The 25,045-nt window shown below is 43.1% G+C and carries 17 protein-coding genes; 12 read left to right on the top strand and 5 right to left on the bottom strand.

Annotation, left to right across the window (positions count from 1 at the left end):
• Window positions 1-34: 34 nt before the first annotated feature.
• Both WG943_RS08935 and WG943_RS08940 read left to right on the top strand, forming a co-directional pair.
• Window positions 35-544 (top strand): acyl-CoA thioesterase, encoded by a 510-nt coding sequence (locus tag WG943_RS08935; RefSeq protein WP_340408310.1) that lies wholly within the window; start codon window positions 35-37, stop codon window positions 542-544.
• Between the two features lie 174 nt (window positions 545-718).
• Window positions 719-1,357, top strand: coding sequence for an HD domain-containing protein (locus WG943_RS08940; protein WP_340408311.1), 639 nt, complete (start codon window positions 719-721; stop codon window positions 1,355-1,357).
• 73 nt (window positions 1,358-1,430) lie between these two features.
• On the opposite strand, the gene WG943_RS08945 is transcribed toward WG943_RS08940, so the two are convergent.
• Window positions 1,431-1,820, bottom strand: a complete 390-nt coding sequence (locus WG943_RS08945; protein WP_340408313.1) for a VOC family protein — start codon at window positions 1,818-1,820, stop codon at window positions 1,431-1,433.
• A 99-nt stretch (window positions 1,821-1,919) separates the two neighbouring features.
• On the opposite strand from WG943_RS08945, the gene WG943_RS08950 reads away from it, so the two are divergent.
• Window positions 1,920-2,366: a PaaI family thioesterase gene (locus tag WG943_RS08950; RefSeq protein WP_340408315.1), complete on the top strand. Its 447-nt coding sequence runs from the start codon at window positions 1,920-1,922 to the stop codon at window positions 2,364-2,366.
• A 54-nt stretch (window positions 2,367-2,420) separates the two neighbouring features.
• Here the strand turns inward: WG943_RS08950 and WG943_RS08955 are convergent, their stop codons facing one another.
• The gene (locus WG943_RS08955) at window positions 2,421-8,387 is read right to left on the bottom strand and encodes a cadherin domain-containing protein (protein ID WP_340408317.1); all 5,967 of its coding nucleotides are present in this window, start codon (window positions 8,385-8,387) and stop codon (window positions 2,421-2,423) included.
• A 946-nt stretch (window positions 8,388-9,333) separates the two neighbouring features.
• Entirely contained in the window at window positions 9,334-12,207 is a 2,874-nt protein-coding gene (locus WG943_RS08960) for an alpha/beta hydrolase family protein (protein WP_340408319.1), read from the bottom strand.
• A 358-nt stretch (window positions 12,208-12,565) separates the two neighbouring features.
• On the opposite strand from WG943_RS08960, the gene WG943_RS08965 reads away from it, so the two are divergent.
• The 3 genes from WG943_RS08965 to WG943_RS08975 all read left to right on the top strand — a co-directional run bounded on the left by WG943_RS08965 (window position 12,566) and on the right by WG943_RS08975 (window position 15,763).
• Window positions 12,566-13,750 carry an acetyl-CoA C-acyltransferase gene (locus WG943_RS08965; protein WP_340408320.1) on the top strand — a complete coding sequence of 395 codons (1,185 nt, stop codon included), beginning with the start codon at window positions 12,566-12,568 and terminating at the stop codon, window positions 13,748-13,750.
• A gap of 124 nt (window positions 13,751-13,874) precedes the next feature.
• Window positions 13,875-14,408: a HEAT repeat domain-containing protein gene (locus WG943_RS08970; RefSeq protein ID WP_340408322.1), complete on the top strand. Its 534-nt coding sequence runs from the start codon at window positions 13,875-13,877 to the stop codon at window positions 14,406-14,408.
• A gap of 32 nt (window positions 14,409-14,440) precedes the next feature.
• A complete protein-coding gene (locus WG943_RS08975; RefSeq protein ID WP_340408324.1) occupies window positions 14,441-15,763 on the top strand; it encodes a toxin-antitoxin system YwqK family antitoxin in 1,323 nt (440 codons plus the stop codon).
• A gap of 63 nt (window positions 15,764-15,826) precedes the next feature.
• Here WG943_RS08975 and WG943_RS08980 read toward each other — a convergent pair whose 3' ends face one another.
• Both WG943_RS08980 and WG943_RS08985 read right to left on the bottom strand, forming a co-directional pair.
• The gene (locus tag WG943_RS08980) at window positions 15,827-17,002 is read right to left on the bottom strand and encodes a glycosyltransferase family 61 protein (RefSeq protein ID WP_340408436.1); all 1,176 of its coding nucleotides are present in this window, start codon (window positions 17,000-17,002) and stop codon (window positions 15,827-15,829) included.
• A gap of 238 nt (window positions 17,003-17,240) precedes the next feature.
• Window positions 17,241-18,005 (bottom strand): multidrug transporter, encoded by a 765-nt coding sequence (locus tag WG943_RS08985; RefSeq protein WP_340408326.1) that lies wholly within the window; start codon window positions 18,003-18,005, stop codon window positions 17,241-17,243.
• A 294-nt stretch (window positions 18,006-18,299) separates the two neighbouring features.
• Between WG943_RS08985 and bioB the strand changes: the two genes are divergently transcribed.
• From bioB to WG943_RS09015, 6 genes are all read left to right on the top strand, one after another.
• Entirely contained in the window at window positions 18,300-19,301 is a 1,002-nt protein-coding gene (bioB, locus tag WG943_RS08990; RefSeq protein WP_340408327.1) for a biotin synthase BioB, read from the top strand.
• Window positions 19,302-19,386: 85 nt separating this feature from the next.
• Window positions 19,387-20,514, top strand: a complete 1,128-nt coding sequence (locus tag WG943_RS08995; RefSeq protein ID WP_340408328.1) for an aminotransferase class I/II-fold pyridoxal phosphate-dependent enzyme — start codon at window positions 19,387-19,389, stop codon at window positions 20,512-20,514.
• The gene (gene bioD, locus WG943_RS09000; protein WP_340408329.1) at window positions 20,511-21,125 is read left to right on the top strand and encodes a dethiobiotin synthase; all 615 of its coding nucleotides are present in this window, start codon (window positions 20,511-20,513) and stop codon (window positions 21,123-21,125) included. Before WG943_RS08995 ends, bioD begins: the two co-directional genes overlap by 4 nt.
• Window positions 21,126-21,300: 175 nt before the next feature.
• Window positions 21,301-21,876 (top strand): hypothetical protein, encoded by a 576-nt coding sequence (locus WG943_RS09005; protein WP_340408330.1) that lies wholly within the window; start codon window positions 21,301-21,303, stop codon window positions 21,874-21,876.
• Between the two features lie 170 nt (window positions 21,877-22,046).
• On the top strand, window positions 22,047-23,327 hold the full coding sequence (gene bioA / locus WG943_RS09010) for an adenosylmethionine--8-amino-7-oxononanoate transaminase (RefSeq protein ID WP_340408331.1): 1,281 nt from the start codon (window positions 22,047-22,049) through the stop codon (window positions 23,325-23,327).
• An 8-nt stretch (window positions 23,328-23,335) separates the two neighbouring features.
• On the top strand, window positions 23,336-24,562 hold the full coding sequence (locus WG943_RS09015) for a beta-ketoacyl synthase N-terminal-like domain-containing protein (RefSeq protein WP_340408332.1): 1,227 nt from the start codon (window positions 23,336-23,338) through the stop codon (window positions 24,560-24,562).
• Window positions 24,563-25,045 lie beyond the last annotated feature (483 nt).

Here is a 25,045-nt window from a genome sequence, read left to right on the forward strand (position 1 = left end):
ATCTAAAATAGACCGAATGGTTTAAAATAAACTTATGAAATTCAGAAAAGATTTACCGAAATATTTGGAGAGTGATGTCTTGATCCGTTTTGAAGACTGTGATCCGTTTGGGCACCTGAACAATGGTCGCTACATAGATTATTTTTTTAACGCCCGCGAAGACCAACTGCGTGAACAATATGAGTTTGATGTTTATGCCCATATAAAGCAATCGGGTAACGCGTGGGTGGTGGCCTCTAACCAAATAGCTTACCTGCGCGAAGTAAAGTTTATGGAGTGGGTAACTGTAAGAACTAGCCTGATGCACTACGATGCTTCTAACCTGTACACAGAATACCTGATGCTACACAAAGAAACAGGTGCTGTACTGGCCATACTCTGGTCGAGGTTTGCCTATGTTAACATGAAAAAAGGGCAAAGAGCAGAGCATGCTCCTGAGTTGATGGATTTCTATGGATCTGTGGCTATTGCAGGTGAAGGAAAACCAGATGTATACTTTGAAGAACGCGTAAAAGAGTTAAAATCTGTTCTCGTTACCCTATAATTATTTAAACAACGGCTGCATAATCAGACAAAAAGTACCTGCTAATGTTGATGTGCCAGGAATTACCTCCTACACAACCTCGTGTACAAGACAGACTGCAACATTATGATTCTGATAATTACTACAGCTTCATTAATTTTGCACCTAGATCTATAAAGTTAACTTCAATTACCGATGAAGAACGAACTTAAAAACGTGCTTGACGTGCTGGCCTTGTCAGAAAAGCTAAAGTATGAATTACGCCATAGCTGGCTCTCTAATGGCCGCCAGGAAAGCGTGGCAGAGCATACCTGGCGTATGTCGCTGATGGTAGTTTTACTGGAGCCTTACCTGGACAAAGAACTAGACACAGCACGTACGCTTAAAATGGTAATTGTGCACGACCTGGTAGAGGCCGAAGCCGGAGATATACCTGTTTTTGAGGTAAGTACAGCCAAAGCAAAAGAGCTAAAGCAGGCAAAGGAAAGACAAGCTATCGAGAACCTGCGCCTACAATTGGGCAACGGCCTAGGCCAGCATGTATACGAACTATGGCACGAGTTTGAAGACAAGCAAACGTATGAGGCCCAAGTAGCAAATGCGCTAGATAAACTGGAAGTACAGATACAGCACAACCACGCTGATATTTCTACCTGGTTGGAAGTGGAACAGGAGCTATGCCTGCTAATGGGTACCCACACAGGTTTCGACAAGTGCCTAACTGAATTTAAAGACCTAATCGAGGAATTGGCAATCCAGAAAATGGATCAAGCTGGTATAGATGTAGCAGCAGTAAAGCAACGCGTTGCTGCAAAGTATACATCTTTAAACTAACAGTCTAAGCCTGCAGGCAGAGCAGATTTCAGATAATTTAATAGTTGAAGCCCGGGCAAGCGAAGCCTGGGCTTTATAGCTTAATATCCGGCATGTGCGCAACCTCCAGCACAAATCCATTCGGATCCCTAAAGTCCACTGTATAGTAAGAGCTATCGTATTGCGGCATGGGCTGTGGTCCACGTATAATATCGCCGTTTATACTTTTTAGCCACTCCCCTACTTTGTTTACCATCTCACGGCTGGTAGCATGAAAACAGATATGTCGTACGCCCAAGCTATCATGAAAAGCAACAGGCATCTCTTTAAAGTATACTTCGTGCACACCGCAACTGTAAGAGGTGCGGGTAAGTTTGTACCAGCCTATTAAAGGAAAAAGTTTGCTGTAAAATAGGAGTGACTCTTCCAGGTCTTTCACCCAAAACTCCAGGTGGCTAATACCAACTCCGAATTTGTAGCTCATAGTTTTATCTTTAACAGACGAAAGTACATTAATAAAGAAAAACGAACTGTAATTAGCTTGCATTTTCTATACTTGCCCTGCAAATAAACCTACATACTAATGGAGACAGAGCAGCACTACAGCGCACTTGAAAACCTTTACCACAGCGCCAACATTCAAAGCACTATCAGCGGAAGCAGCATAAAAATAAGCCACAGCCACTCCGAAATTACCTTGCCGGTAGCACCTGCATACTTTCACGGGGCAAATGCCATGCATGGTGCTTTATACTTTAAGCTTTTAGATGATGCGGCATACTTTGCAGCAGCCTCTGTTGTAAAAGATGTATTTATAGTTACCTCTTCGTTTCAGCTAAACCTGCTGCGCCCCGTTACAGGAGGCATGGTGAAAGCTGTTGGAAAACTTAAATCTCAGGGCAAAAACCTGTACATAGCAGAGGCAACTCTTTACAACGATAAAGGCAAAGAAGTAGCCTTTGGCACTGGCCAGTTTATGCGTACTAACCAGCCTCTGAAGAGTTTAGAGGGTTATGTTGATAAAGTATGAAAAATTAAAAAGCCTCTGCTGCTGCAGAGGCTTTTTAATTAACGCGGTGTTCTGCTACTTTTTAATGAAATTGATGGCCTTGTAGGCTTGTTCTCCTTGCACCTGAAGTACATACTTTCCTGTTGCAAGCGCTGATAAGTCTATGGTGTGTAAAACTCCTGACGTCATGGTAAAATGTTTAACCACTCTGCCATCCATACTTATAATACGTATAGTGCAACTACCTGCTGGCAAAGCTGTAAGATCAACGTTTGCAAAGTCAGTTACAGGATTAGGATAAAGCAGTACACCTGCATTCGTGTTTTTCTTCACATCTACTGCTACTATTTTACTGTACTCATACTTACCTCCAAAATCAACCTGCTTTAGGCGGTAGTAAACAGTACCTGCAGGAGAGTTTGTATCAAGTAAATTATACTCTATGCGGCTGCTACTCGTACCAGCACCACGAACCTGACCTATTTTAGAGAAATTACGGCCATCCAAACTACGCTCTACAATAAAGTATTCATTATTAATTTCTGCTGCAGTTGCCCAGTAAATCATCACACCTTTAAGTTCTGCTTTAGCTGTAATTCCAATTAAAGTTACAGGCAGAGGTGTTACAGTACCGCCATTTCTAAACGCACTGTTCAAATTGGCAGATCTATCCAAACCGAAGCTAGAAGTATCGAAAAGATCAATTAAACCATCTGTATCTGTGTCTCTGTAATAAGTGTTGCCATAAACCTGAAAGTTTAGAACTCGCACTGTACTGTTACTTTCCTTCAGCCATTCAGGGAGGCTAGTTTCTGTACCTGCTACGTAAAAGTCTTTGGCCACATTAGTTCCTGCGTTTCCTCTAAAAGACTCCGCCAGTAAAAGCAAGTCATCGACAGACTTTCCATTGCTGTTCAGGTCGTAGGCTTCTTCTGTGTCAGTCATTCCATCATTGTCGCTGTCCAAATCCAGGAAATCTGGAACTCCATCGCTGTCCGTATCAATCGGGATAATTGATGTACCAGCTGTTGTGCAGCCGCAACTTACATCAAATCTATCATCTACACCGTCTTTGTCGGCATCTGCACCTACAGGCAGTAAACGAGTGCCACTTGCTTGTGCTTCTAAATTATCAAGTATGCCATCGTTATCAGAGTCAACGTCCAGGTAATCATGTAGCGTGTCATTGTCCGTATCATAAACTGTATAATTCAAAACGCCGGAATCAGAAGTAGTTTCTAATGCATTTGCAAGGCCATTTGCTCCACCTGCCGATGTATAGCGCCCTAAGCTCAGGCTAAAAATAGTAGCAGAAGGAACCCTACCTCTATTTGCTTCTATAGCATCTAAAATCCCATCTCCGTCAGAGTCTAAATCTAATCTGTTAGGTATTCCGTCACCATCCTGATCACCGTTGCCTTCAATTGTATCTGGAATGCCATCGTTGTCATCGTCCAAGTCTATATCATCTGTAATGCCGTCTAAGTCAAAATCTAGCACGATTGGTATATTGAAAGTAGCCGGAGTACCGTCATATGCCCCCTCATTATCTTTGATAGTAAAGGTAAACTGAACGTTTGCTGTATTTCCATAAGTCGGATCAAAACTGATCTTATCACTTAGGCTCCACGCATAATCTGTGTTTACTACAGCTAAGTTGCCGTTTACATAAAGCAACCCCTGTGCTGCAGATGGCAAGTTTTTAATCTGAAAATGCGTAATGCTCGTACCAGTTGGCTCTGCATCTTTGCCTTTTAAGGCATCTAGTATGGTGGCTAGCGCAGAACTAGAGAGATTTTTAGAGTTAACAACATTTTCAGCTATTGGCACGCCGTTGATTGGTATAGTATATGAAGCGCTATTGCTTAAAGCCCCTTCATTATCTGTAACAGCAAAGTAAAAGACAACATCAGCCAAGTTCGAAACATCAGGATCGAATCTAGCCAAAAAAGCCTCCTGAACTGTATAATCTCTGTTTAAAACTACCGAAACGTTGTTTATTGTAAGCGAACCTTGCGAAGACGCTGGAAGCTGTGTGACTCTAAATGAGACAATTGAACCATCATCGGTTGGGAAAATATTTACACTTAATGGTGTTGGCCCATTTGTGTTAAGTATTAAAGCATTGGTCATATTCTGCACCACCGGCACACCGTTGATCGGAATGGTATAGGTAGCGATGTTGCTACTTAGCCCTCCCACATCCTTTACCTGATAGCTAAATACTACATCGGCAGTAGAGTTACCTATGTGGGTATAAGTGATCGTATTCTTATCTATCCAGTTAAACTCCTGCGTTGTGCTGCTTACGGTTACGCCATTTATCCGGAGCGTGCCGTTTATAGGCAGGTTCGTAATCAGGAACTTAGAGATGTCGTCTCCCCCATCGGCATCAGTAGCACTTAATGAGAGGGTTAAAGTAACATTAGAGGCGTTATTCAGAACGGTGGCAGTATTCGTTGCGTTGTAGGCTACCGGCGCCTCGTTGACATTGGTTACATTAACGGTAATTGTCTGCTCAGTGTATAATCCGCTGTTATCTGTAGCTCTTACTGTAACAAAGTAATCATTTAATCCTGCTACAGAGGCCGGGGCTTCAAAATCAGGGGCAGTACTGAATGTAAGTTCACCAGTTGTTGCATCGATACTAAATTTGCCTTGGTCAGCACCGCCAGAAATAGTATAAGTTAAAGTGCTGTTGGCATCAGCGTCAATAGCTGTTACGATCGTTACAGCTGTTGTATTTTCGGAAACCGCGATGCTTGCTGTAGTGCCTCCTCCGTTAGAAGTAATAACAGGTGCATCATTTACATCTATAACAGTTATAATTAGGTCTTGAATATCAGATAGTGCAGGTGAAGTACCTTGCTCATCGACTCTCACTCTAATTCTATACTGGTTGGTCCCCGCTGCAGAGCGGGATGTTTCAAAATCAGGAGCTACTTTAAAAGTAATCACACCCGTATTAGGATCTATATCAAATTTATTATAATCAGGGCTATTTGCGTTATTTGGGATCCTGTAGGTAAGGGTGTTGCTCTCTGGGTCGGCTGCGATTACAGTAGTTACATACAAGGTGTTTTCTGCTACTGTTATGCTAGCTGTTGAACCACCTCCGTTTGATGTAATAGTTGGTTTTTCGTTTTCATCAGTTACAGTAACAGTTGTAGCTTGTTCAACATATAAAGCACCGGTGCCATTGTCCGTTACCCTAACTATAACTTCATAAGCATTAGTACCAACTGCAGAAGCAGGTGCTTCAAAATCAGGAGTATTTATAAATCTTAAGGCACCTGTAGTAGCATTGATACTAAATTTACTTTGGTCTGCCCCTCCTGAGATAGTGTAAATAAGGATTGAGTTGGCGTCAACGTCTGTAGCCGTAACCGTCGTGACAGCAATTGAGTTTTCAGCTATTGTAATTGAAGCTGTAGCGCCTCCACCGTTAGAGGTAATAACAGGTGCCTCGTTTACATTAGTTACTGTGATGGCAAAAGTTTGGCTGGACGTTAACGCGCCATCAGAGACCTGCACAGTAATAGTGTGGGAGGTTGCCATTTCGAAATCTAAAAGAGCACCATTAGCAACACTAACTACCCCTGAAGTAGAGTTTATTTGAAAGCGCCCACCGGCGCTATTTGTTAATATATAAGTTATAGCCCCACCTTCAGGATCAGTTGATCTGGCCGTAATGCCTACGGTTGTTCCATTAACTGCATTTTCTGCTACTGTATTAGCAGCTGCATTGGCATCTGCAGGTAAAGTCGGAGCTTCATTTACATTAGTAACATTAACCGTGATTATCTGTTCATCATAACTAATTGGGGCACCACTTTCTGTAACACGCACTATAACCAAGTAGGCATTTGTTCCAGCCGCCGATCCAGGTGCTTCGAAATCTGGAGCTGTTTTAAAGGTTAATACACCTGTGCTTGCATTAATATTAAATTTTGATTCATCTGCACCTCCTGCTATACTATAGGTCCGGGCATTATTTTCTGGATCGGTAGAGTTAACAGTAGTAACTGCTGTTGTATTTTCTGCTACAGACACATTTGCAGTAGCTCCTCCGCCGTTTGAAGTTATAACGGGTGGCTGATTTACTGGTGATAAAGTTACTGTTGTACTATTGTTAGCAAAAATCGGATCATATTGATAACCTGCTATGCTTGCTACACTAGTATAAAAATTATTACTGTTAGCTGTATTAGCAATAATTGTTGCAGTTATAGTTAATGTTGCTGTTGCACTAGCTCCAAGATTACCAATAACCCATTGGTTACTTGCATTAGCATTTCCTGCAGTTGCGACTGCATTCGTAACATTTAGCCCATCAGGTAATACTTCTGAAACAATTACATTATTAGCTGAAGTCGTTCCTAAATTTCTCGCCGTTAGAGTAACCGTCACAGACTGCCCTACCGTATAAGGCCCTGGTGTTATTGTATGCGTTATACTTAAATCAGTAGAGGCAATAGGCATAGCAACACTATTAATGTCCCTCATAAGACCTATATTGCCTGATGTAGCTCCATTTGCAGGAAACTCTGCTACTGCGCTTGAATTGGAAGTGCCATTTTCGCCACCAGTAATTGTGATGGTGCTAGGTGTTCCTCCTGAAAATGCAATGTGACCTCCGCCGCCGCCGCCGCCAGGACCTTCAGCTTCAGGACCTGCTATAACCTGATTGCCACCTTTGCCACCGTTAGCGTTCAGTTTAACCTGAGCGCTCAAGGTTGTTGTTTTGATTATTATAGTGCCGCCTCCACCTCCACCACCTGGAGCATCGTTTCCAGAGGCTGCTGTATTTAAGGCAGCGTCGCCATTGGCTTCTATAGTACCTGATCCTGTTACAGTGTTAGATAATATATATACAATACCGCCACCATCACCACCACTTGTACCTTTACTGTTATTACTATCGCCTGCGCCGCCGCCGCCGCCCATAAATATTCTCGATTGAGATGTTGTAGTTAGTGGTCGACCTCCTAAACCGCCTCTTTCTTGCCTGTTATCTCCACCCCATAAACTACTACTAGGACCTGAGTTTAGCGCATCTGCATTAACACTTGAGTAAGTATAACCTCCTCTACCACCACCTATGCTACTTGTTCTTGTATTTGAGTTAGCAATATAACCTGGATCGAAGACCCATGCATTAGTACCAGTACATGAAGTACACATTATACCTTGTCCGGTCCAAGTTCCGGTCCCTGATGCATTTGCACCCCCACCACCGCCTGCATTGTGAGAGTTACCGCCACCGCCACCATTCGCCGCTGCCCCACGACCGTAAATAGCACCTCCTGGTAAGGTTCCGGTTATTGTAAACGTTGCAGGATCATAAGTCGTAGACCCTGCAATACTTTCGCCCTTGGCAGCCCCTCTTGTTCTGTCTGTGTACGCATAATCGGGATTAGTTAAAGGCACTGCTGAAGTTGAGGAATTGTGCACGACTCCGCCTCTGAATCCTGCGCCACTAGAACTTATGGTTCCGTTTATGGTAGTAGTGCCTGCTACTTCTAAAGCTACAATACCACCTTTATCTCCATTCCAAGCAGATGGCACAATAGAAGCTCCAGCGTTTACATTTAAACTGCTATATCTAGGCACTTTTACTATCTGCGCTCTATTGTTATTACCAGGCCCTGTAAGAGAGGTGCTAACATATGCGTTTGTTAAACCTTCTGTTACTGTAAATGATGTTGTAGTTGCAGAGTTTACTATTCTGAATTCATAAAAGCCTGCGTTACCTAATGTTACAGCACCATACGTAGAACCTGTATTAGTTTGAATCATTGAAAATCCAACTCCACCTTGCATTTGAATGATCATGACCAAGTCTCCAGATGCAAAATTTACACTTCCATCGTGGTGAACTGTAGTTGCACCAGCAGCTAAATTTACAGCGCCTGCACCACCACCAACATTCCTTATCGACGCATAATTGTTTACTACTGTGTTTAATGCAGTTACAGTAAATGCGCCATTTTTTCCAACCTGTGCAAAAGAGGCATGTTTAGTTCCCAAAATCAGCTGCAAAGTAATTATCAAGCTGATTCGGATTATTGATTTTACTGAATTACTATATAGATTCAAATTTCCTTTTAAGAATGAAGCCACTATAATGTTGGCTAAAGAAGATTGCACATGATAAGTTAAAATTCTGTTTTTAATCTTCAGACTACAAAAAGATAGTGGCATACCAAGGGTGACTTTGTGTTAATATTTAATGTGCTTTGAAATGGGAGACAGTAAGGGGCAAAACTCTTAAAAGCTTTAAACTTATTACTTATAATTTGGTATCAATACTGAATTAGATTACAGAATCTCTCAAATTGTTTTTTTATAATATGATATATTGGCAGGCATTTGTAAAAACAGCTACCTCTAGAAATAAATAAACTCATATAAAACCAAAGCGCCGATTTGTATTATTTAAACATTACTCAATAACACATTCTGTTGATTTAATTCAAATTAACCGCTACTAGTTAATATTATTAAGAAAAAACCATTCCAATATTAGAGAAATTTAATATTGCCTTTCATATCATTATATTATAACATATCAGTATATGTTAAAACACACATATTTAATGTTATAGAGTAAGCTGCAAAACAAAAAAATCTCACAGTATTACTTTAGATAAACTTAAATACTAACCCATTTTCCCATAAAGAGAAATTCAGCCTTCATACTTTCCCAATTTGGCTTGAAAAGCGACATTAAATCCATGATGATCTAACAGCATAACATATTTTTAAAATATAATTTAAATTATATTTTTTTAGCACAATTAGAATCAATATTCAACAAACAAAAAGGGAGCAGGTATAAACCTGCTCCCTTTTTGTTTGTATTTCGGCTGTTAATCAACTGCCTACTAAATCTTTATTTTGTTAAATCATTCTATTTAAAATATAGGCAGATTCTATATCCAGGTACAGCTTAAACAAATACCCAATTAATTATGCCTACTGTTGTTTACTCATTTGCTTCGCCGGCAACCTCTGGCTGTGGCTCTACCAGTTCGAAGCCGTAATCTTTCCCTTTTACTACCGATGGTACACCTTGCTTCATCCAAACAGGCATTGGAGCACCCTTCAGGTAATGATCAAAGAACTGAGACATTCGAGCTGATAAATCTTTGCGGTTTTTGCGCTGCACCAAGTTATGGTCTTCGCCATTGTATACCAGCATCCAAACAGGTTTCTGCAGGCGGCGCAGGGCCATAAAGTACTCAATACCCTGGTACCACGGCACAGCACCGTCCTGGTCATTATGCATGATCAGTAGTGGCGTTTTAACACGGTCAGCAAAGAACAGCGGCGAGTTTTCGATAAACTGCATCGGCTTTTCCCATAGCGTACCGCCAATACGGCTTTGTGTACGCTCGTACTGGAACTGGCGGCTCATGCCTGTACCCCAACGAATACCGCCGTAGGCACTTGTCATGTTTGAAACCGGAGCACCGGCCATGGCCGCTTTAAACATATTGGTGCGGGTAATCATATAAGCAATTTGGTAACCTCCCCAGCTTTGGCCTTGCAAAGCCATGTTCTTGTCGTCTACAAAACCTTGGGCAACCAAGCTCTGCACACCAGGTATGATGCAATCCATAGCACTTTCGCCTGGGTAACCGTCAATGTAAACAATGTCCGGCACAAACACCAGGTAGTCGTTGCTTACATAATATGGAATATTGATAGTAGAAGCACTTGGCGCAGGCGTACGATACGAGTGCAATCCGTCAGAAGAACGCTCGTAGAAGTATACCAGCATAGGGTACTTTTTCTTAGGATCAAAGTTCTCTGGCTTAAACAGCAAACCTTCCAGCGGCACTCCGTCTGTAGATTTCCAGTTTACCAGCTCTACATTTCCCCATAGGTAATCTTTCATCTGCGGGTTGGCATCGCTTAGTTTCTCTACTTTACCAAAGTTTGCGTCTGCCGTGTAAATATCATTGTATTCTCTAAAGGAGCCTCTGCGGAATGTGATACGGTCACCTGCTTTAGCCTTATTCAGTCCTGCGTATGAATGGTCTGATCCAATCAATTTTTCAGGAGCAGTCTTTTTGCTGATATTCTCACGATAGAATGCATCCGCTTTGGTGGCATAGTTAAATCCGCTTACATAGACAGTGGCATCTTCAGGAATAAACTTCTCCTCTCTGTCCAGTTGCTCATAGCGCAGGCGCATGTTGTTCTGCCGGCCATACTTATCAGTAAGGTTTTCAGGTGCTTTTTTCCCGCTTGGGTCTAGCTTCCATATATCATGCTTGTCGTAAACCAGCAGGTAACTGTCTTTTTCAACCCATCCTGCAAAGCCATAATCGCCTGGCAGGGTTGGGATATCATTCGTTTCGTCGTAGAACGGCAGGCCGATGCGCTTAGTTAAATTAATGTTAGCACCACCTTTGCTGCTCATGGCATGCCAGCTGCTATCGGTTGGTTCGTACCAGTAAATGTAATTACCTAGCGGTGACATACGCGGATAACCCCTTGTCTCAGAAAGCACCTGCTTTTTACTACCTTTCTTCAGGTCTATCAGATAAGCGTCTTTACGTGTTGGAGTTTCGTAACCGATCGTGATTTTATACTTTTCATCGCTTACACCCAGTGCTACATCCCCTTGTCCGTAAGCATCCAGGTATACATCCGGCACTTCCAAGGTAGCCAACTGCTGTATGCGTTTGCCCCTCAGGTCGTACATGGCCAGGAAGGAGCGTTTTAACTCGCGGTCTTTGTTTTTGAGCTGCATTGGTTGAATGAGCGGATCCTTGTAGGTCCAAATATCCAGGCTCACTTTTTCCTCCTCTAGCTTGGTAGTATCTTTTTCGTAGCGTGTAGGCCGCGGGAACGTACCAAAAAACAGGCGCTTACCATCTTCTGAGAAGTTCAGTCTGCCGTGTTCGCTTACCATCCACGCCTTCGGCATACCTTTCGAAACTGTATCTGCTAGCAGCGCAGTTTTATTATCCTTTTTGTTCCAATGGTACAGGTTAAAATAGCGAATCTCGGCACCAACTGTATCCATTGTAGCAACATACGCCATTTGCTCTCCGGCTTTATCAGCACTGATGCTTTTATAGGTTACCTTACCCGTATCGATTGGCATTGTCTTCAGATCAGAAGTACTGAAAGCATAAACACCAGCTTTGTGAAGCGAATCTAACTCATCCTTAACAAAGTATAGCATGTTGCCTTTCTCCGAAAAGATATAATCTATTACACGTGTAAAGCGGTGCTCCTGCCCAGACTGAAGGTTGCGCAGCACTAACTCTGTACCTTCTGCTTTTTTATTTTGCTTCAGCGGCTTGGCTGCAGGCTTTTTAGGCTCTTCTACTTTAGGCTCTGCAGACTTAGCTTCTTTTTTTTCAGGAAGTGGTTTCTCCAGATGATAAGCTAACCAGTCGCTGCCTTCCTTAGGTAATTTATAAGATTTTACACGCGGCACCTTCACCACACTCATGTCCTCCAGCTTCACAATCGCCAGAGAATCCTTAGGCAGGTCATCCGCTTTCTTTTTCTTTAACTTAAGGGCACGCACCTGCTGGTACTCTGGCTTAATTTCAAAAACGGCATAACGGCTGTCGTTTGAGAACTCGGCACGGCCTCCCCGGCTATACTGTTTGGTGGCGTTGCTGATGTAGTTTTTGATGATCAGTTCTCCGTCGCCTTCTTGCGTGTTCACGTTAAACAGTACATACTTGCCGTTGTTTGAGATCTTCTCTCCTGCTACCCCTTTCCAGCTGTCGTACACGTCGTGCGTGAGTGGTTTTTTGGCAGCTTGCTGCTGTGCCTGCGCCTGCATTAGGCCTGCACCACATATAGCTGCCAGCAATAAATATTTTCTCATTGCGGGTGAAATTGGTGTTTAGTATAGATTAGTTTTAGTTTCTAAAGATAATACTCCTCCCCTAACTATGCTTACCAAGTATAACATACTTTAGCAAAAGGTTGTTTTTATACAAAATGGTTCTCGTTAAGTATAAAATCAGCATTAAAAGTATAAGCAACAATACTTGCTGCTCAAAGTATAAACCTGTTGTTAAACATAGACTGCACAAGATGCATTAGGTTTAATACATGCTGTAAACGTGTGGCATTGGCAACTAAAATGCAATCAGTATTCGCTTTGCACTTGGCTAACGAACGTTTGGTTTTGAACAGGAAACATGGTAATTTCACACAACTAAATTAATCCGAATTATAACATGCAAACAAAGGAAGTATATATCATTTCGGCGGTTCGTACGCCTATTGGCAGCTTTGGTGGTGCTTTATCTAGTCTTTCAGCTACTGATCTTGGTGCAGCCGCTATCAAAGGCGCTGTAGAGAGAGCCGGCATAGACAAAGAGCAGGTACAAGAGGTTATTATGGGTAACGTTTTATCTGCCAACGTAGGCCAGGCACCTGCACGCCAGGCTGCTGTTAAGGCTGGCCTTGGCTACAACGTAGAGTGTACTACTGTAAACAAAGTATGTGCCTCTGGTACAAAAGCGATTATGTTTGCGGCACAGGCTATTATGCTAGGCCATAAAGATGTAATTGTGGCAGGTGGCATGGAAAGCATGAGCAACGTGCCTTACTACCTTGAAAAGGCACGCTGGGGCGCCAAAATGGGCCATGGCCAGATGACGGATGGTTTGATCAGAGATGGTTTGTGGGATGTTTACAACGACTTCCATATGGGTAACGCTGCTGAGAACACTGCCCGCGAAATGCAGATCACGCGCGAAATGCAGGACGAGTATGCCATCAGTTCTTATAAAAAATCTGCTGCAGCCGCTGAAGCCGGTTTAATGAAAGATGAAATCGTTCCGGTTGAAATTCCGCAGCGTGGCAAAGACCCGCTTGTGGTAACCGAAGACGAAGAGTATAAAAAAGTGAGCTTTGATAAGATACCCGGCCTGCGCCCTGTATTCGACAAGGCCGGTACTGTAACTGCTGCCAACGCCTCTACTCTTAATGATGGTGCCGCTGCTGTGTTACTGATGAGCAAAGAAAAGGCAGAAGAACTTGGGGTGAAGCCGATAGCGAAAATCCGTGGCTTTGCTGATGCTGAGCAGGATCCGATCTGGTTCACGACTACTCCATCTTTGGCTATACCTAAAGCGCTTAAAAATGCAGGCGTAACACCTGAGGAAGTAGATTTCTACGAGATCAACGAAGCATTCTCCGTAGTATCTATTGCAAACAACCAAAAGCTTGGTTTAGAAGGTGGTAACGTAAACGTGTTTGGTGGTGCTGTATCGCTGGGCCACCCGCTTGGAGCATCAGGAGCCCGTATTGTAACCACACTTTGCAACGTGCTGGATAAAAAAGGCGGAAAGATTGGTGTAACCGGTATATGCAACGGCGGCGGCGGCGCTTCTGCCCTTGTAATCGAGAAAGTATAACTTGCCGTAAGGCATACATTTTGCAGGAAGCCTTACGTTATGCGTAGGGCTTCTTTTTTTGTACCTATGCCTGCACATTAAACTGTTTTCCATAGTTTTGGTGTTCATCTATACGAAAGCATATATGTTGTTACAAACTGAATTAGCTAACTTCTGGGAATGGGCAGGAATGACACCCGACAACTACTCCGAAAACAGAGGACTAGGAGAATGGGAGGCTGCGTATCCTAATTGGGATGAAATTTATTTAGCAGTTGATGAAGTTATTGAGCTTCTCAACAAAGAGTTTAACCACGACCTGGCACAGTTGCTGGTTTATGCGCTGGCGATAGATAATGAATCTGGAACGGTTCTTCAGAGAGTCGCTGACAAACTGGAGTCTAAGCTCAGATTTGTAAAAAAGGCAATCAACTCAGATCAGCCTCAGGCCAGGTGGCAGGTTGCGGAATTACTTGGCAACATCCAAGTGGAAGATCAGGAGAAGTTGCTTGTGAACCTTATAAATCGTGACAAGGACAAATATGTGAGGAGAAGGGCTTTGCTGAGTTTGGCTAAAGTTAACCATCAAAAGGCTGCAGCGTTTGCAAAAACCTTTTTAAAAGACCCGGACCCGTTTCTAAGATTAGTGTCAAAACAGATAATAAACCAGAAAGTATAAACCGCCACTTTCTAATTTAAACCATCATTATTATGTATAGATTTCTTTCCTTAATCGTAGCGCTTTGCTTTGCCCAAAATATGGCAAGTGCACAAACGAAAGTGATCACTTACCACCCACAGGACCAGAGCGCAGTAAAGGAAGTATACCAGATGCTTCTGCCTGACTCGACCATAGTAGGCTACTACAACCGCTACTACATGGGCGGAGAAAAAGAGGCTTTAGTAAAGTTTGTAGAGGGCAAAAAAGATAGCGTTTACACAGAATACTACCCCAATGGGCAAGTTAAGCTGCAAGTAAACTACGTGAAAGGTATAATGCAGGGACCTTTCAAAGCTTATCATCCTAGTGGTAAACTGCTGCAAGAGGGCAGTTATGAAAACGACCAACAGACAGGCATTTTTAAAACCTACAATCCTGATGGCACTACAAAGAAGGAGACCGAGTTTGTAAAAGGTTTTCCGGAGGGAATGGTGCGCGAGTTTTATGCAGACGGTACTTTAAGATCTGAAATTTCTTATAAAGACAGCAAGCAGAACGGTCCGGCCAAAACCTATTTCCCTAATGGCAAACCAGAAACAGAAGCCAGCTACAATAACGGCATGATTGAAGGCTCTTACCGAACTTATTTCGATAATGGGCAGCTACAGACTGAGGTGATGAATGAGGCAGGCCAGAAGAACGGCAGCTTTAAAAGTTATTATCGTAATGGCCAACTAAGCACAGAAGGCAGTTTTCTGGCAGGCAAAATGCATGGTTCGTCAAAATCATACTACGAAAGTGGTAAGCTCCGTAGCAGCATTACCTATAAAAACGGAAACGTAAATGGCACAGGCCAATACTTTTACGAAGACGGTAAACTAAAAGAGGAGGTAATTGGCAGCAGCAATGGTGATGAATTAAAAACGATCACCTATTATCCATCTGGTAATTTGCAGGCCGAGGAGCAGATTAAAAACAAGAAGAAGCACGGCAACTGGAAGCGCTACTACGATGCTCCGAACAAACCTGTGCATATCACAGAATCATACAAAGAAGACAAACGTGTAGGCGATAAACTGGTTTATCACGAAAACGGACAGGTAAAGGAAAAGTATAAGTATGAGGATGGCAAAATTGTTGGCCTTAGCCACGAGTACTATCCATCGGGCAAATTAAAATCTGAGGCCAACCACAAAGACGGCCTTCGATTTGGCCCCTATAAGCAATATTTTGAAGACGGAAAGGTTGAGGTGTTGGGCCAGTTTAGAAACAACCGCGAAACCGGCACATGGAAGTACCACAACCCGGAAGGCAAAGTAATTAAAACAAGAGTTTACCGCAATGGCCAGGTACTAGAGGAGAAAGATAAATAAAGCTTATACTTTGTACAATTGAAGAAGCACTCAGAAATGGGTGCTTTTTTAGTTTACACCTATCTAAAGGCTGCGCTCAAAAGTACGGCGAATTTTAGTAGTAGGAAAAAAGCCAGTTGTATATTGTTCCTGAAAAAATAGAGCTGCATCATCCTGAAACTCTACTTTTAGTATGCTTTCTACTGTGTTTACCAGTTCCTTAACATTAATACTGCCGCTGCTGCCTTTATGCTCGTCTGCAAAAGTATAGCTGTAATCAAACCCAAGACTAACTGCAAGCCTTGCAAAGCAATCGTTAAAGTAATCGTATGCAAATACCTCAAGTATGCTAGCTTTCTGTGTTGCCCAGACCATGTTGCTTAATCCGCCTCCGTGTGAAGCAACGATAAAAGTGGCTTTGGAGAATGCGGCAATTTGCTCTATAAAAGTTAAATCTTCACAGTACAAAACCGTGAAGCCTAAGTTTTGCATTGCCTGCTCCACCTCCTCCTCGTTAGCTAACTGTCTTTTTTTAGCTTTTCTTCTGGAGATGTAAATGTAAGAACCAGTTAATGAACTGCTTGCCTGCCGCAGCAGTTCATCCGGGAACTGCTGTAAATACTGAATGGCTACCGGATGTATAAACCCTGCATCAGGTTCTTGTTGCAGCGAAAAGAATTTTGGTACAACTTTTACGCTATCTGCCACTATAACCCGCTTTAAGTAGCCTTGCTCACCAAACATAAACTTTAGCAAATCTTTACAGTAGGCGGGCGAATTATTGGATATCATTATTTTGGCAGAAGGCATAGCCTCAAGTGCCAGCAGGATGTTGGGTAGAGTCTCAAACAACCAATGATAATAGGGATGATTTGGACAACTAATCACATACTCTTCTTCGTCGAGTTGCTCACATTTCAGCAACGGCTCGTGCAAAATATTACCCCATCCGATAAGCCTATGTAAAGCCCCCAGACTTTCTGCCAGAAAATAAGAGTTGCCTATCCAGGCTAAACCAGAAAAAGGAGAAACGCTGACATTCTTTAGTAGATAGAGGTTTTTCTTGTCGAATGCTTTATACTTCCTAAAAGTAGGTGGAAAGGTACTAGGAAACGTATATCGTTCAATAGTAGGGTCAGCAATTGTGATAACTTCCTCTACATGCTTTCTGATAATGGGATTGAAAAGATGTTCCTCCACTGAGTTGACTACAGTTGCCGGAACATTTCCACTTAACCTTCCTAAAAGAAGCTGGTTCATTTTCTGCAAAAGAAGTACTTTATACTTGGAAAGATTAGCCCTAAAGTTCATCATTCAAAAAGCCCCTCCTTTTGCAGCTTCAATGTATTAAATAACTTTAAAATTAAAATATATAAAATTTTAACGATACTATATAGCTATAGGTTACTAAATATGTCATATTTAATATGACATAAAACTTTTCGAAGCCAAAGATTAGAACCAGATTTGACTTGCAAGTAGAAGGTGAGTTATTACTTTACAAGTTTGCTTTTGTAAGTAATATCTTCTGCTTAAATGAGGCTAAGTGCTGTAGTAAGGCATAAATGAAAAGTATAACAGCTGTCATTTCCAAAAACTCCTCTAGTGTATACATAACTCTGTTGTAGATGTGATTTAAACCGTAATGCTTATACAGATAGCCTTCTACAAACTCTAAACCCAGAGCGCCCATAACAAACATGGCTCCTGCTATAAAAAACAGATTACGTGCAACAGTGGGCAAGGAAAGTACCCATTTAAAGAAAAATGCTACTATAGCTATTAATGCGAAAGAATAAGGCACAACCCAAGACCAGTGCAGCAAGCCGTTAAGATCAGAAGTGAGCTGGGGCCGCACAAACTCTGCAATATGCTCATGAATCTGAACACTTTCATCTACAGCCATAAAAGCAAAAATAAACGAGAGCACCAGCCAATACCTTTTCCCGCTACCTGATTTCATACTTTTTTTGTGAACAAGGTAAATCAAGTATAGCAGTGCGGCTGCCGTTAACAGTAATACAGAAGAGAAAAAGGCAGGCACATTTTCCTCTCCATTAAAATCGAAATACCTGACGATAATGCGGGTTAAGCGAGAATCATAGTCAAAAACAGCTTCTAGTAAAACACCTGTGATGTGCAGGCACAATAGCAACAGCACAACTGCCATCAAACCTTTGGCTATACTTGTTGCAGAAAGTTTTAAAGTCTGGAAGCCATTTGTTGATGCTGTAGGATAAGTAGTAGTAGACGGTTGCTCCATTAGTAAAACATCTGGGTTAAAAACAAGTAATAATGACAGCGTACTATTAAAGTACAGCAACTGTTACAAACAATCTGTTAACAACAACTAACACTTAGATTATCATGTTTTACATGGCCAAGGGATTAATTAAGTGCAGCCGGAAAATTTCTCAACAAATTAACAGACCATTTTTTCCACAGAAAACCTACACATGCTGAATTACTTAAGTATTTATCCACTAAAACTGCCCATATTTTTGATTTTTATTTCCTAAATCTTCAAATTACCTTCGTAACCCTAAAAACGAGTACCATGACGCAGAACGAACTAAACACAGGCATCCGAACCGACTGGAGTCTGGAAGAGATAAAAGAAATTTACTACAAACCCGTACTTGAACTGATAGTTGAAGCTGCTAATGTGCATAAACAGTATCAGGCTACAGGAGAGGTTCAGGTGTGTACATTGCTTTCAGTTAAAACAGGCGGCTGCCCTGAAGATTGTTCCTATTGCCCACAAGCGGCGCGTTTCCATACAGGTGTTGATGTACATAAGCTATTGAGCCAAGAGCAGGTGCTTACAGCAGCGCAGCGTGCAAAAAATGGTGGCTCTACCCGTTTCTGCATGGGTGCTGCATGGCGCGAGGTGCGCGACAACCGCGACTTTGATAAGGTGCTGGACATGGTAAAAGGCGTAAACGAAATGGGCCTTGAAGTATGCTGCACGCTGGGTATGGTAAACGAGTACCAGGCTGAGAAGCTGAAAGAAGCCGGTTTGTACGCTTACAACCACAACCTGGATACTTCAGAAGAAAACTACAGCAACATCATCACGACTCGTACCTACGACGACCGCCTGGACACGATAAATAATGTGCGTAAGGCTGGTATATCTGTTTGCTCTGGTGGCATCATTGGCCTAGGCGAGACAGACGAAGACAGGATTAAAATGCTGCACACACTTTCTACTTTGGAGCAACACCCGGAGTCGGTTCCGGTAAATGCGCTTGTTCCGGTAAAAGGAACACCTTTGGAGAACCAGCCACTGGTATCGGTTTGGGAAATGGTACGCATGATTGCTACTGCACGTATCCTGATGCCACAAACGATGGTACGTTTATCAGCTGGCCGTGAGCGCATGAGCGTTACCGAGCAGTCGCTTTGCTTCCTGGCTGGTGCCAACTCCATCTTTACAGGCGAAAAGCTGCTTACCACGCCAAACCCTGACTTCGATCAGGACAAGGCGATGTTCGAACTGCTTGGCCTGAATCCAAGAAAATCTTTTAAAGAAGAAACTCAGCACGTTTGTTCTTAAGACATAAGAGTTCTTGGCATAAGACAAAAGACTTTATACTTTATAGTATTATCCTTAACTCCTTTGTCCTTTGTCACAAATTCCTTTGTCAAATAAACTACAGCAAAAACTGGCTGAGCGGGAGGCGCAGGGTAACTTGCGCCAACTAAGAACTACCTCTGGCCTGATAGACTTTTGCTCTAATGATTACCTCGGACTTGCTCGCTCTGAAGAGTTGCGGGCACTTATCCATAAGTACGAGGATAAGTTTAAACATCTGCCAATGGGGGCAACCGGCTCCCGCTTATTATCCGGCAATAATACTTTATTTGAGGAACTGGAAGCAACGATAGCGCAGTACCACCACAGCGAAGCAGCCTTGCTGTTTAACTCCGGATACGCGGCTAACGTCGGGCTTCTGTCTGCCTTGCCCCAGCGTGGCGATACCATATTTTACGATGAGGCCATTCACGCCTCTATCAAGGATGGTATGCGCCTTAGTTTTGCAAAAAGCTACAGCTTTAAGCACAACGACCTGGAGGACCTGAGGCGGAAGCTACAACATGCCACAGGCACAGCATTCGTGGTAGTAGAATCTGTTTACTCCATGGATGGCGACAAGGCCCCTTTAACGGATCTGGCGCAGCTGTGCCACGAGCAAAGTATAGCTTTAATAGTAGACGAAGCCCATGCTGTTGGCTTGTATGGCCCCAAAGGCGAAGGTTTAACGGTTGCGCTCGGCTTAGCGGACAAGGTGTTTGCACAGGTAATAACCTATGGCAAAGCAATGGGTAGCCATGGAGCAGCTGTGGTAGGATCAAAAGTGCTGCGCGACTACTTGGTAAACTTTAGTCGCGCCTTTATATACACAACAGGTTTACCGACTCATGCACTTATAACGCTGCAATGCGCTTATACATTGTTACCTGAGCTGGACAAAGAACGTCAGAAAGTAAAAAAGCTGTCAAAACACCTGTTGGAGCAACTGAATGAAGTAAAAGGCATTCGCTGTGCCCCGGAAGATAGTGTTATACTTTCTGTTTTCCTGGAGAACGGCGATGTGGCAAAACTGAAAAAGCTAGCCTTATACTTACAACAAAATGGTTTTGATGTACGCCCCGTACTCAGCCCCACTGTGCCGCAAGGCCAGGAGCGTTTACGAGTAATTGTGCACGCATATAATTTAGAAGAAGAAATTGAGGGCCTCGTGCAGGCCATAGCCAAAGGAACATGAAACGTTATTTTGTAACAGGCATAGGTACAGATGTAGGCAAGACAGTTGCAGCCGCCATACTTACCGAAGCCCTGCAAGCCGACTATTGGAAACCTGTGCAGGCAGGTGGCCTAGATTTTACAGACACAGACACTGTTATGAGTCTGGTGTCTAACCCTGTATCTGTATTTCACCCGGAAGCCTACCGCCTAAAGATGGCTGCCTCTCCACACCGTGCCGCCGCAGCAGAGGGTGTCGAAATTGACGTGCATGGGCTGAAACTACCAGAGACATCTAATAACCTGATTGTAGAAGGTGCAGGCGGTTTGATGGTGCCTTTAAACAAACGCTACCTCGTACTGGATCTTGTACAACAGCTCGGGCTGGAAGTGGTGCTGGTATCGCGCAACTATCTTGGAAGCATAAACCATACTTTACTCACAGCAGAAGTACTGCGTTACCGCAAGATACCGGTAGCTGGCATTATCTTCAACGGCGAAGAAATCCCAAGCTCAGAAGATTTCATCATCAAGTATACTGGTCTGCGCCGCCTGCCATCCATCCGCCAGGAAGCTGATTTTTGCAAGGATACTGTTGCTGAATATGCTGAGCAGTTTAAGGGATATTTATAACTTAGATTCAACAGAAAGCCTATTGCGTAAACTTTACTAGCCATTTTATACTTCAAGGGGCTTAATGTCATTTCGAGCTAAGCTAGAAATCAGGAATATTGCGGAATCGTGAATTGTTCTAGATATATCGCTTAGCTCGAAATGACATTTGTGTTTTTGAAGTTTCAAAATATCCATGACCAGAGAAGAGTTACTTGCCTTACTTTCTTCCACCATGAAGAAAACCAAAGTACAGGAGCTAAGCTATTTGGCAGGTGCTGATAAACTCTCTGTGCAAGAGCTACTGGATATTTGTTTCCTCAAAGAGCAGCCGGCTATTGCTTTTAGAGCAGCCTGGGTGTTGGAGCATATAGAAGAACATTACTCAGAGTGCTTTCTGCCTGTACTCACGATATTCCTGAAAAGGTTACCCGAACAAAAGAACCAAAGCTGTCAGCGCCACTTCACCAAAATTCTCATGCATATCAGCAGTCCTAAAGCAAGTACGGCATATAAAAGTGCGTTTACTGAGATTGCAGTTCGGGAGCAGGTGGTAGAGGTAGTTTTTGACTGGCTCATAAATCCGGCTACGCCTGTTGCTGTAAAAGTTAATTGCCTGGAGGTTCTCTTTAACCTATCTACAGATTTAAGTTGGATAAAAGAAGAGTTGCTGGCACAAACTGAATATTACCTGCGCGATGGTTCTCCTGCCATGCAAAGCAGAGGCCGAAAGATAGTACAGCTGCTACAAAAGCAGACTCGCCAAGTATAAAATCCTAAACTGCCAAACGATTCTCTACTTCAGAAAAGGTCTTCTGAAGTATATGCCTTACCTTTGCCTCAGAATTTACACTTTGAAAGTATAGCTGAACAAAAGTAGTATCAGTAAACTTTACTTAAAGTATAAATCTTGGCATCTTTTAATCTAATAGAATCCTAGTCATGGATCTGGCACAACGCGACCATAACGTAATCTGGCACCCTTACACGCAGATGAAAACTGCTCCCCTACCCATTCCCATTGTGCGTGGCGAAGGAGCCTTGTTATTCTCTGATGATGGTACTTCTTATATTGATGCTGTTTCATCGTGGTGGGTAAACTTGCACGGGCATGCACACCCATACATTGCGCAAAAGGTAGCAGAGCAGTTACAGACACTGGAGCATGTAATTTTTGCAGGCTTCACGCATCCGGCTGCTGTTGTGTTGGCAGAGCGTTTACTTCAAATATTACCTCAAAATCAGAAGCGTGCTTTTTACTCCGACAACGGGTCTACGGCCGTAGAGGTGGCAATAAAAATGGCGATCCAGTATTGGAACAACGTCGGCGAACCAAAGCGTAAAGTAGTAGCCTTCCGGGACAGCTACCACGGCGATACCTTTGGGGCTATGTCTATTAGCAGCCGCAGCGCCTTTACCGCTCCGTTCTGGTCATACTTGTTTGATGTAGCATTTGTAGATGTTCCGGTACCGGGCCAGGAAGAAGAAACTATAAAACAATTAGAAGCTGTAGCCCTAGCAGGAGACGTTGCAGCCTTTATTTATGAGCCTTTGGTATTGGGAACAGCCGGTATGGTAATGTATACCCCAGAGGTGTTAGACAGGCTGATGGGCATTTGCCAGAAGTACAACATCTTAACTATTGCCGACGAAGTTATGACTGGTTTTGGCCGCACAGGCCGCACCTTTGCCAGCCATTACCTGGAGCACCAACCTGATATGATGTGCTTTTCGAAAGGTTTAACTGGCGGCACTATGGCACTTGGCCTGACTACCTGCAGCAATCAAATTTACGAAGCCTTTCTGCACAACGATAAGAGCAAGACCTTTTTCCACGGCCACAGCTATACCGGTAACCCTGTTGCCTGTGCTGCAGGCTTGGCGAGCCTTGATTTATTATTACAGCAGGAAACCCAGCAAAGTATAAACCGCATTGCGCAGCAGCATGATCTTTTTGCAGAAAAGGCAAAGCAGCTGGAATTTGTGAAGGAGGTGCGCCAACAAGGCACTGTACTTGCCGTTGAGTTTGAGGCAGGTGGCACATCCTACTTCAGCAACCTACGTGATAAGCTTTATAACTTTGCGCTGGAGCGTGGCGTTATACTTCGGCCGTTGGGCAATATTATTTACATGATCCCCCCATACTGTATTACAAACGAGCAATTAGAGCAAGTGCACCAAACTATACTTGGCATGCACGAGCTGGTAGCAAAGGCGCAATAATTTATACTTTGGCAGAGGCAAAAAAACATATTGTTATCAGAGGCACAGGCGTCATCTCTCCGCTTGGCCATGATGTTGTTTCTGTAAATGAAGCTTATACTTCAGGCAAACCAGCCTTTACCACTATACTTCATAACGGTGAGCCTACACCTGTTGCCGCTTTACCCCTTCGTGCAGAAGAAGAACTACAGCAACTTGTAAAATCAAACCCTAACTACAGGCAACTCGACCGCTCTGTTTTAATGGCCATTTACGCCGCACGAAAGGCTGCCACAGCAGCTGGTTGGTTTAACGAAAATGCGTCCGCATCTAATGACTTGGCTGTATCTGACGACCTGGCTGTGAACATCGGCTCTTCCAGGGGTGCCACTGGTTTGTTCGAACAACACTATGATTCATATCAGCAAAGTATAAATGGCAGTATAGCACCTAGCGCCTCTCCTACTACCACACTCGGAAATTTATCCAGCTGGGTGGCGCAGGCAGTGAATGCAGGCGGAGCACACATAAGTCACTCCATGACCTGCAGCACCGCCCTGATAGCCATTGCAAACGGAGTAGCTTGGTTAAAATCAGGAATGGCTAAACGATTTTTGGCCGGAGGCACAGAGGCCCCACTTACCCCTTTCACCATTGCTCAAATGAAGGCTGTAGGCATTTATTCTAAACTTGCAGACAACCCTTACCCCTGCCAACCTTATAAAGGTGAACAAAATACGTTTGTTTTGGGCGAGGGAGCAGCCGTGTTTGCGCTAGAGCTTATCAGTGAGGAGGAGTTAACTACAGGAGATGTTATAGTAGAGGCTGTAGGTCTTGGCTTTGAGAAGATTGCAGGCAAAACAAGTATTTCGGCAGATGGTTTAAATTTTCAAAAAGCTATGCGTCACGCCTTATCCCAACTTCCTGAGCATGACCAGACTGTTGATGCCATCATCACCCACACCCCTGGCACCAAGGCCGGCGATAAAGCAGAACTCCAGGCTATTAAAGCAGTCTTTGGAAACTCATCTCAGGTTATTACAACTAATAAAGCACTGCTTGGACACACCCTCGGTGCCTCTGGTGCATTAAGTATGCAGTATGCTTCTTACCTCCTGTCAGTGGATCTCCCTGTGTTCAAACATTATTCATCCCACAATTCCCCTCCTTTTAAAAGTGACATATCTCGCATTATAGTTAATGCCGCTGGTTTTGGTGGAAATGCAGCCAGCATAATATTAAGATTACAAAAGTAACACCTATCTATTTGTTACAAAATCTATTACACCATCACCTTTCTCGTATTCACATTACCCCCTACTCACCTCGAACCCTTTTCACAAGGTAAATCTTATCAATTAAATCCTATTTTAAAAATTATTATCACTAGTTACTCAGCAGCAAACATATGGTTGTTCATTCATATGTATATGTTCTAATATTGAATTTCAAGCCTTGACCTAAGTTCAATTATATCAAAAACTAACATGGATCAGCATTAAAAAGCCATAAAAACGCGCCAATAAACCTGCCCTATAAACGACTTCCCCAATTTAAAACTCTAATCTTTAAACTCGTGAAGCCAATCATCAAAACACTTCTGCACGCTGCTGTAATCACTGACTTAAGTATTGATTTATTTAAAAGATACTTTTTAAAAATTGCTCTACTTTATGCAGCTTCTTTTGTTTTAGCTGCAGGCACAGCTTCTGCTCAGGCAATTTGTGAAGGTCAAGCTA

The organism is Pontibacter sp. H249, assembly GCF_037892465.1.
Lineage (GTDB): Bacteria > Bacteroidota > Bacteroidia > Cytophagales > Hymenobacteraceae > Pontibacter.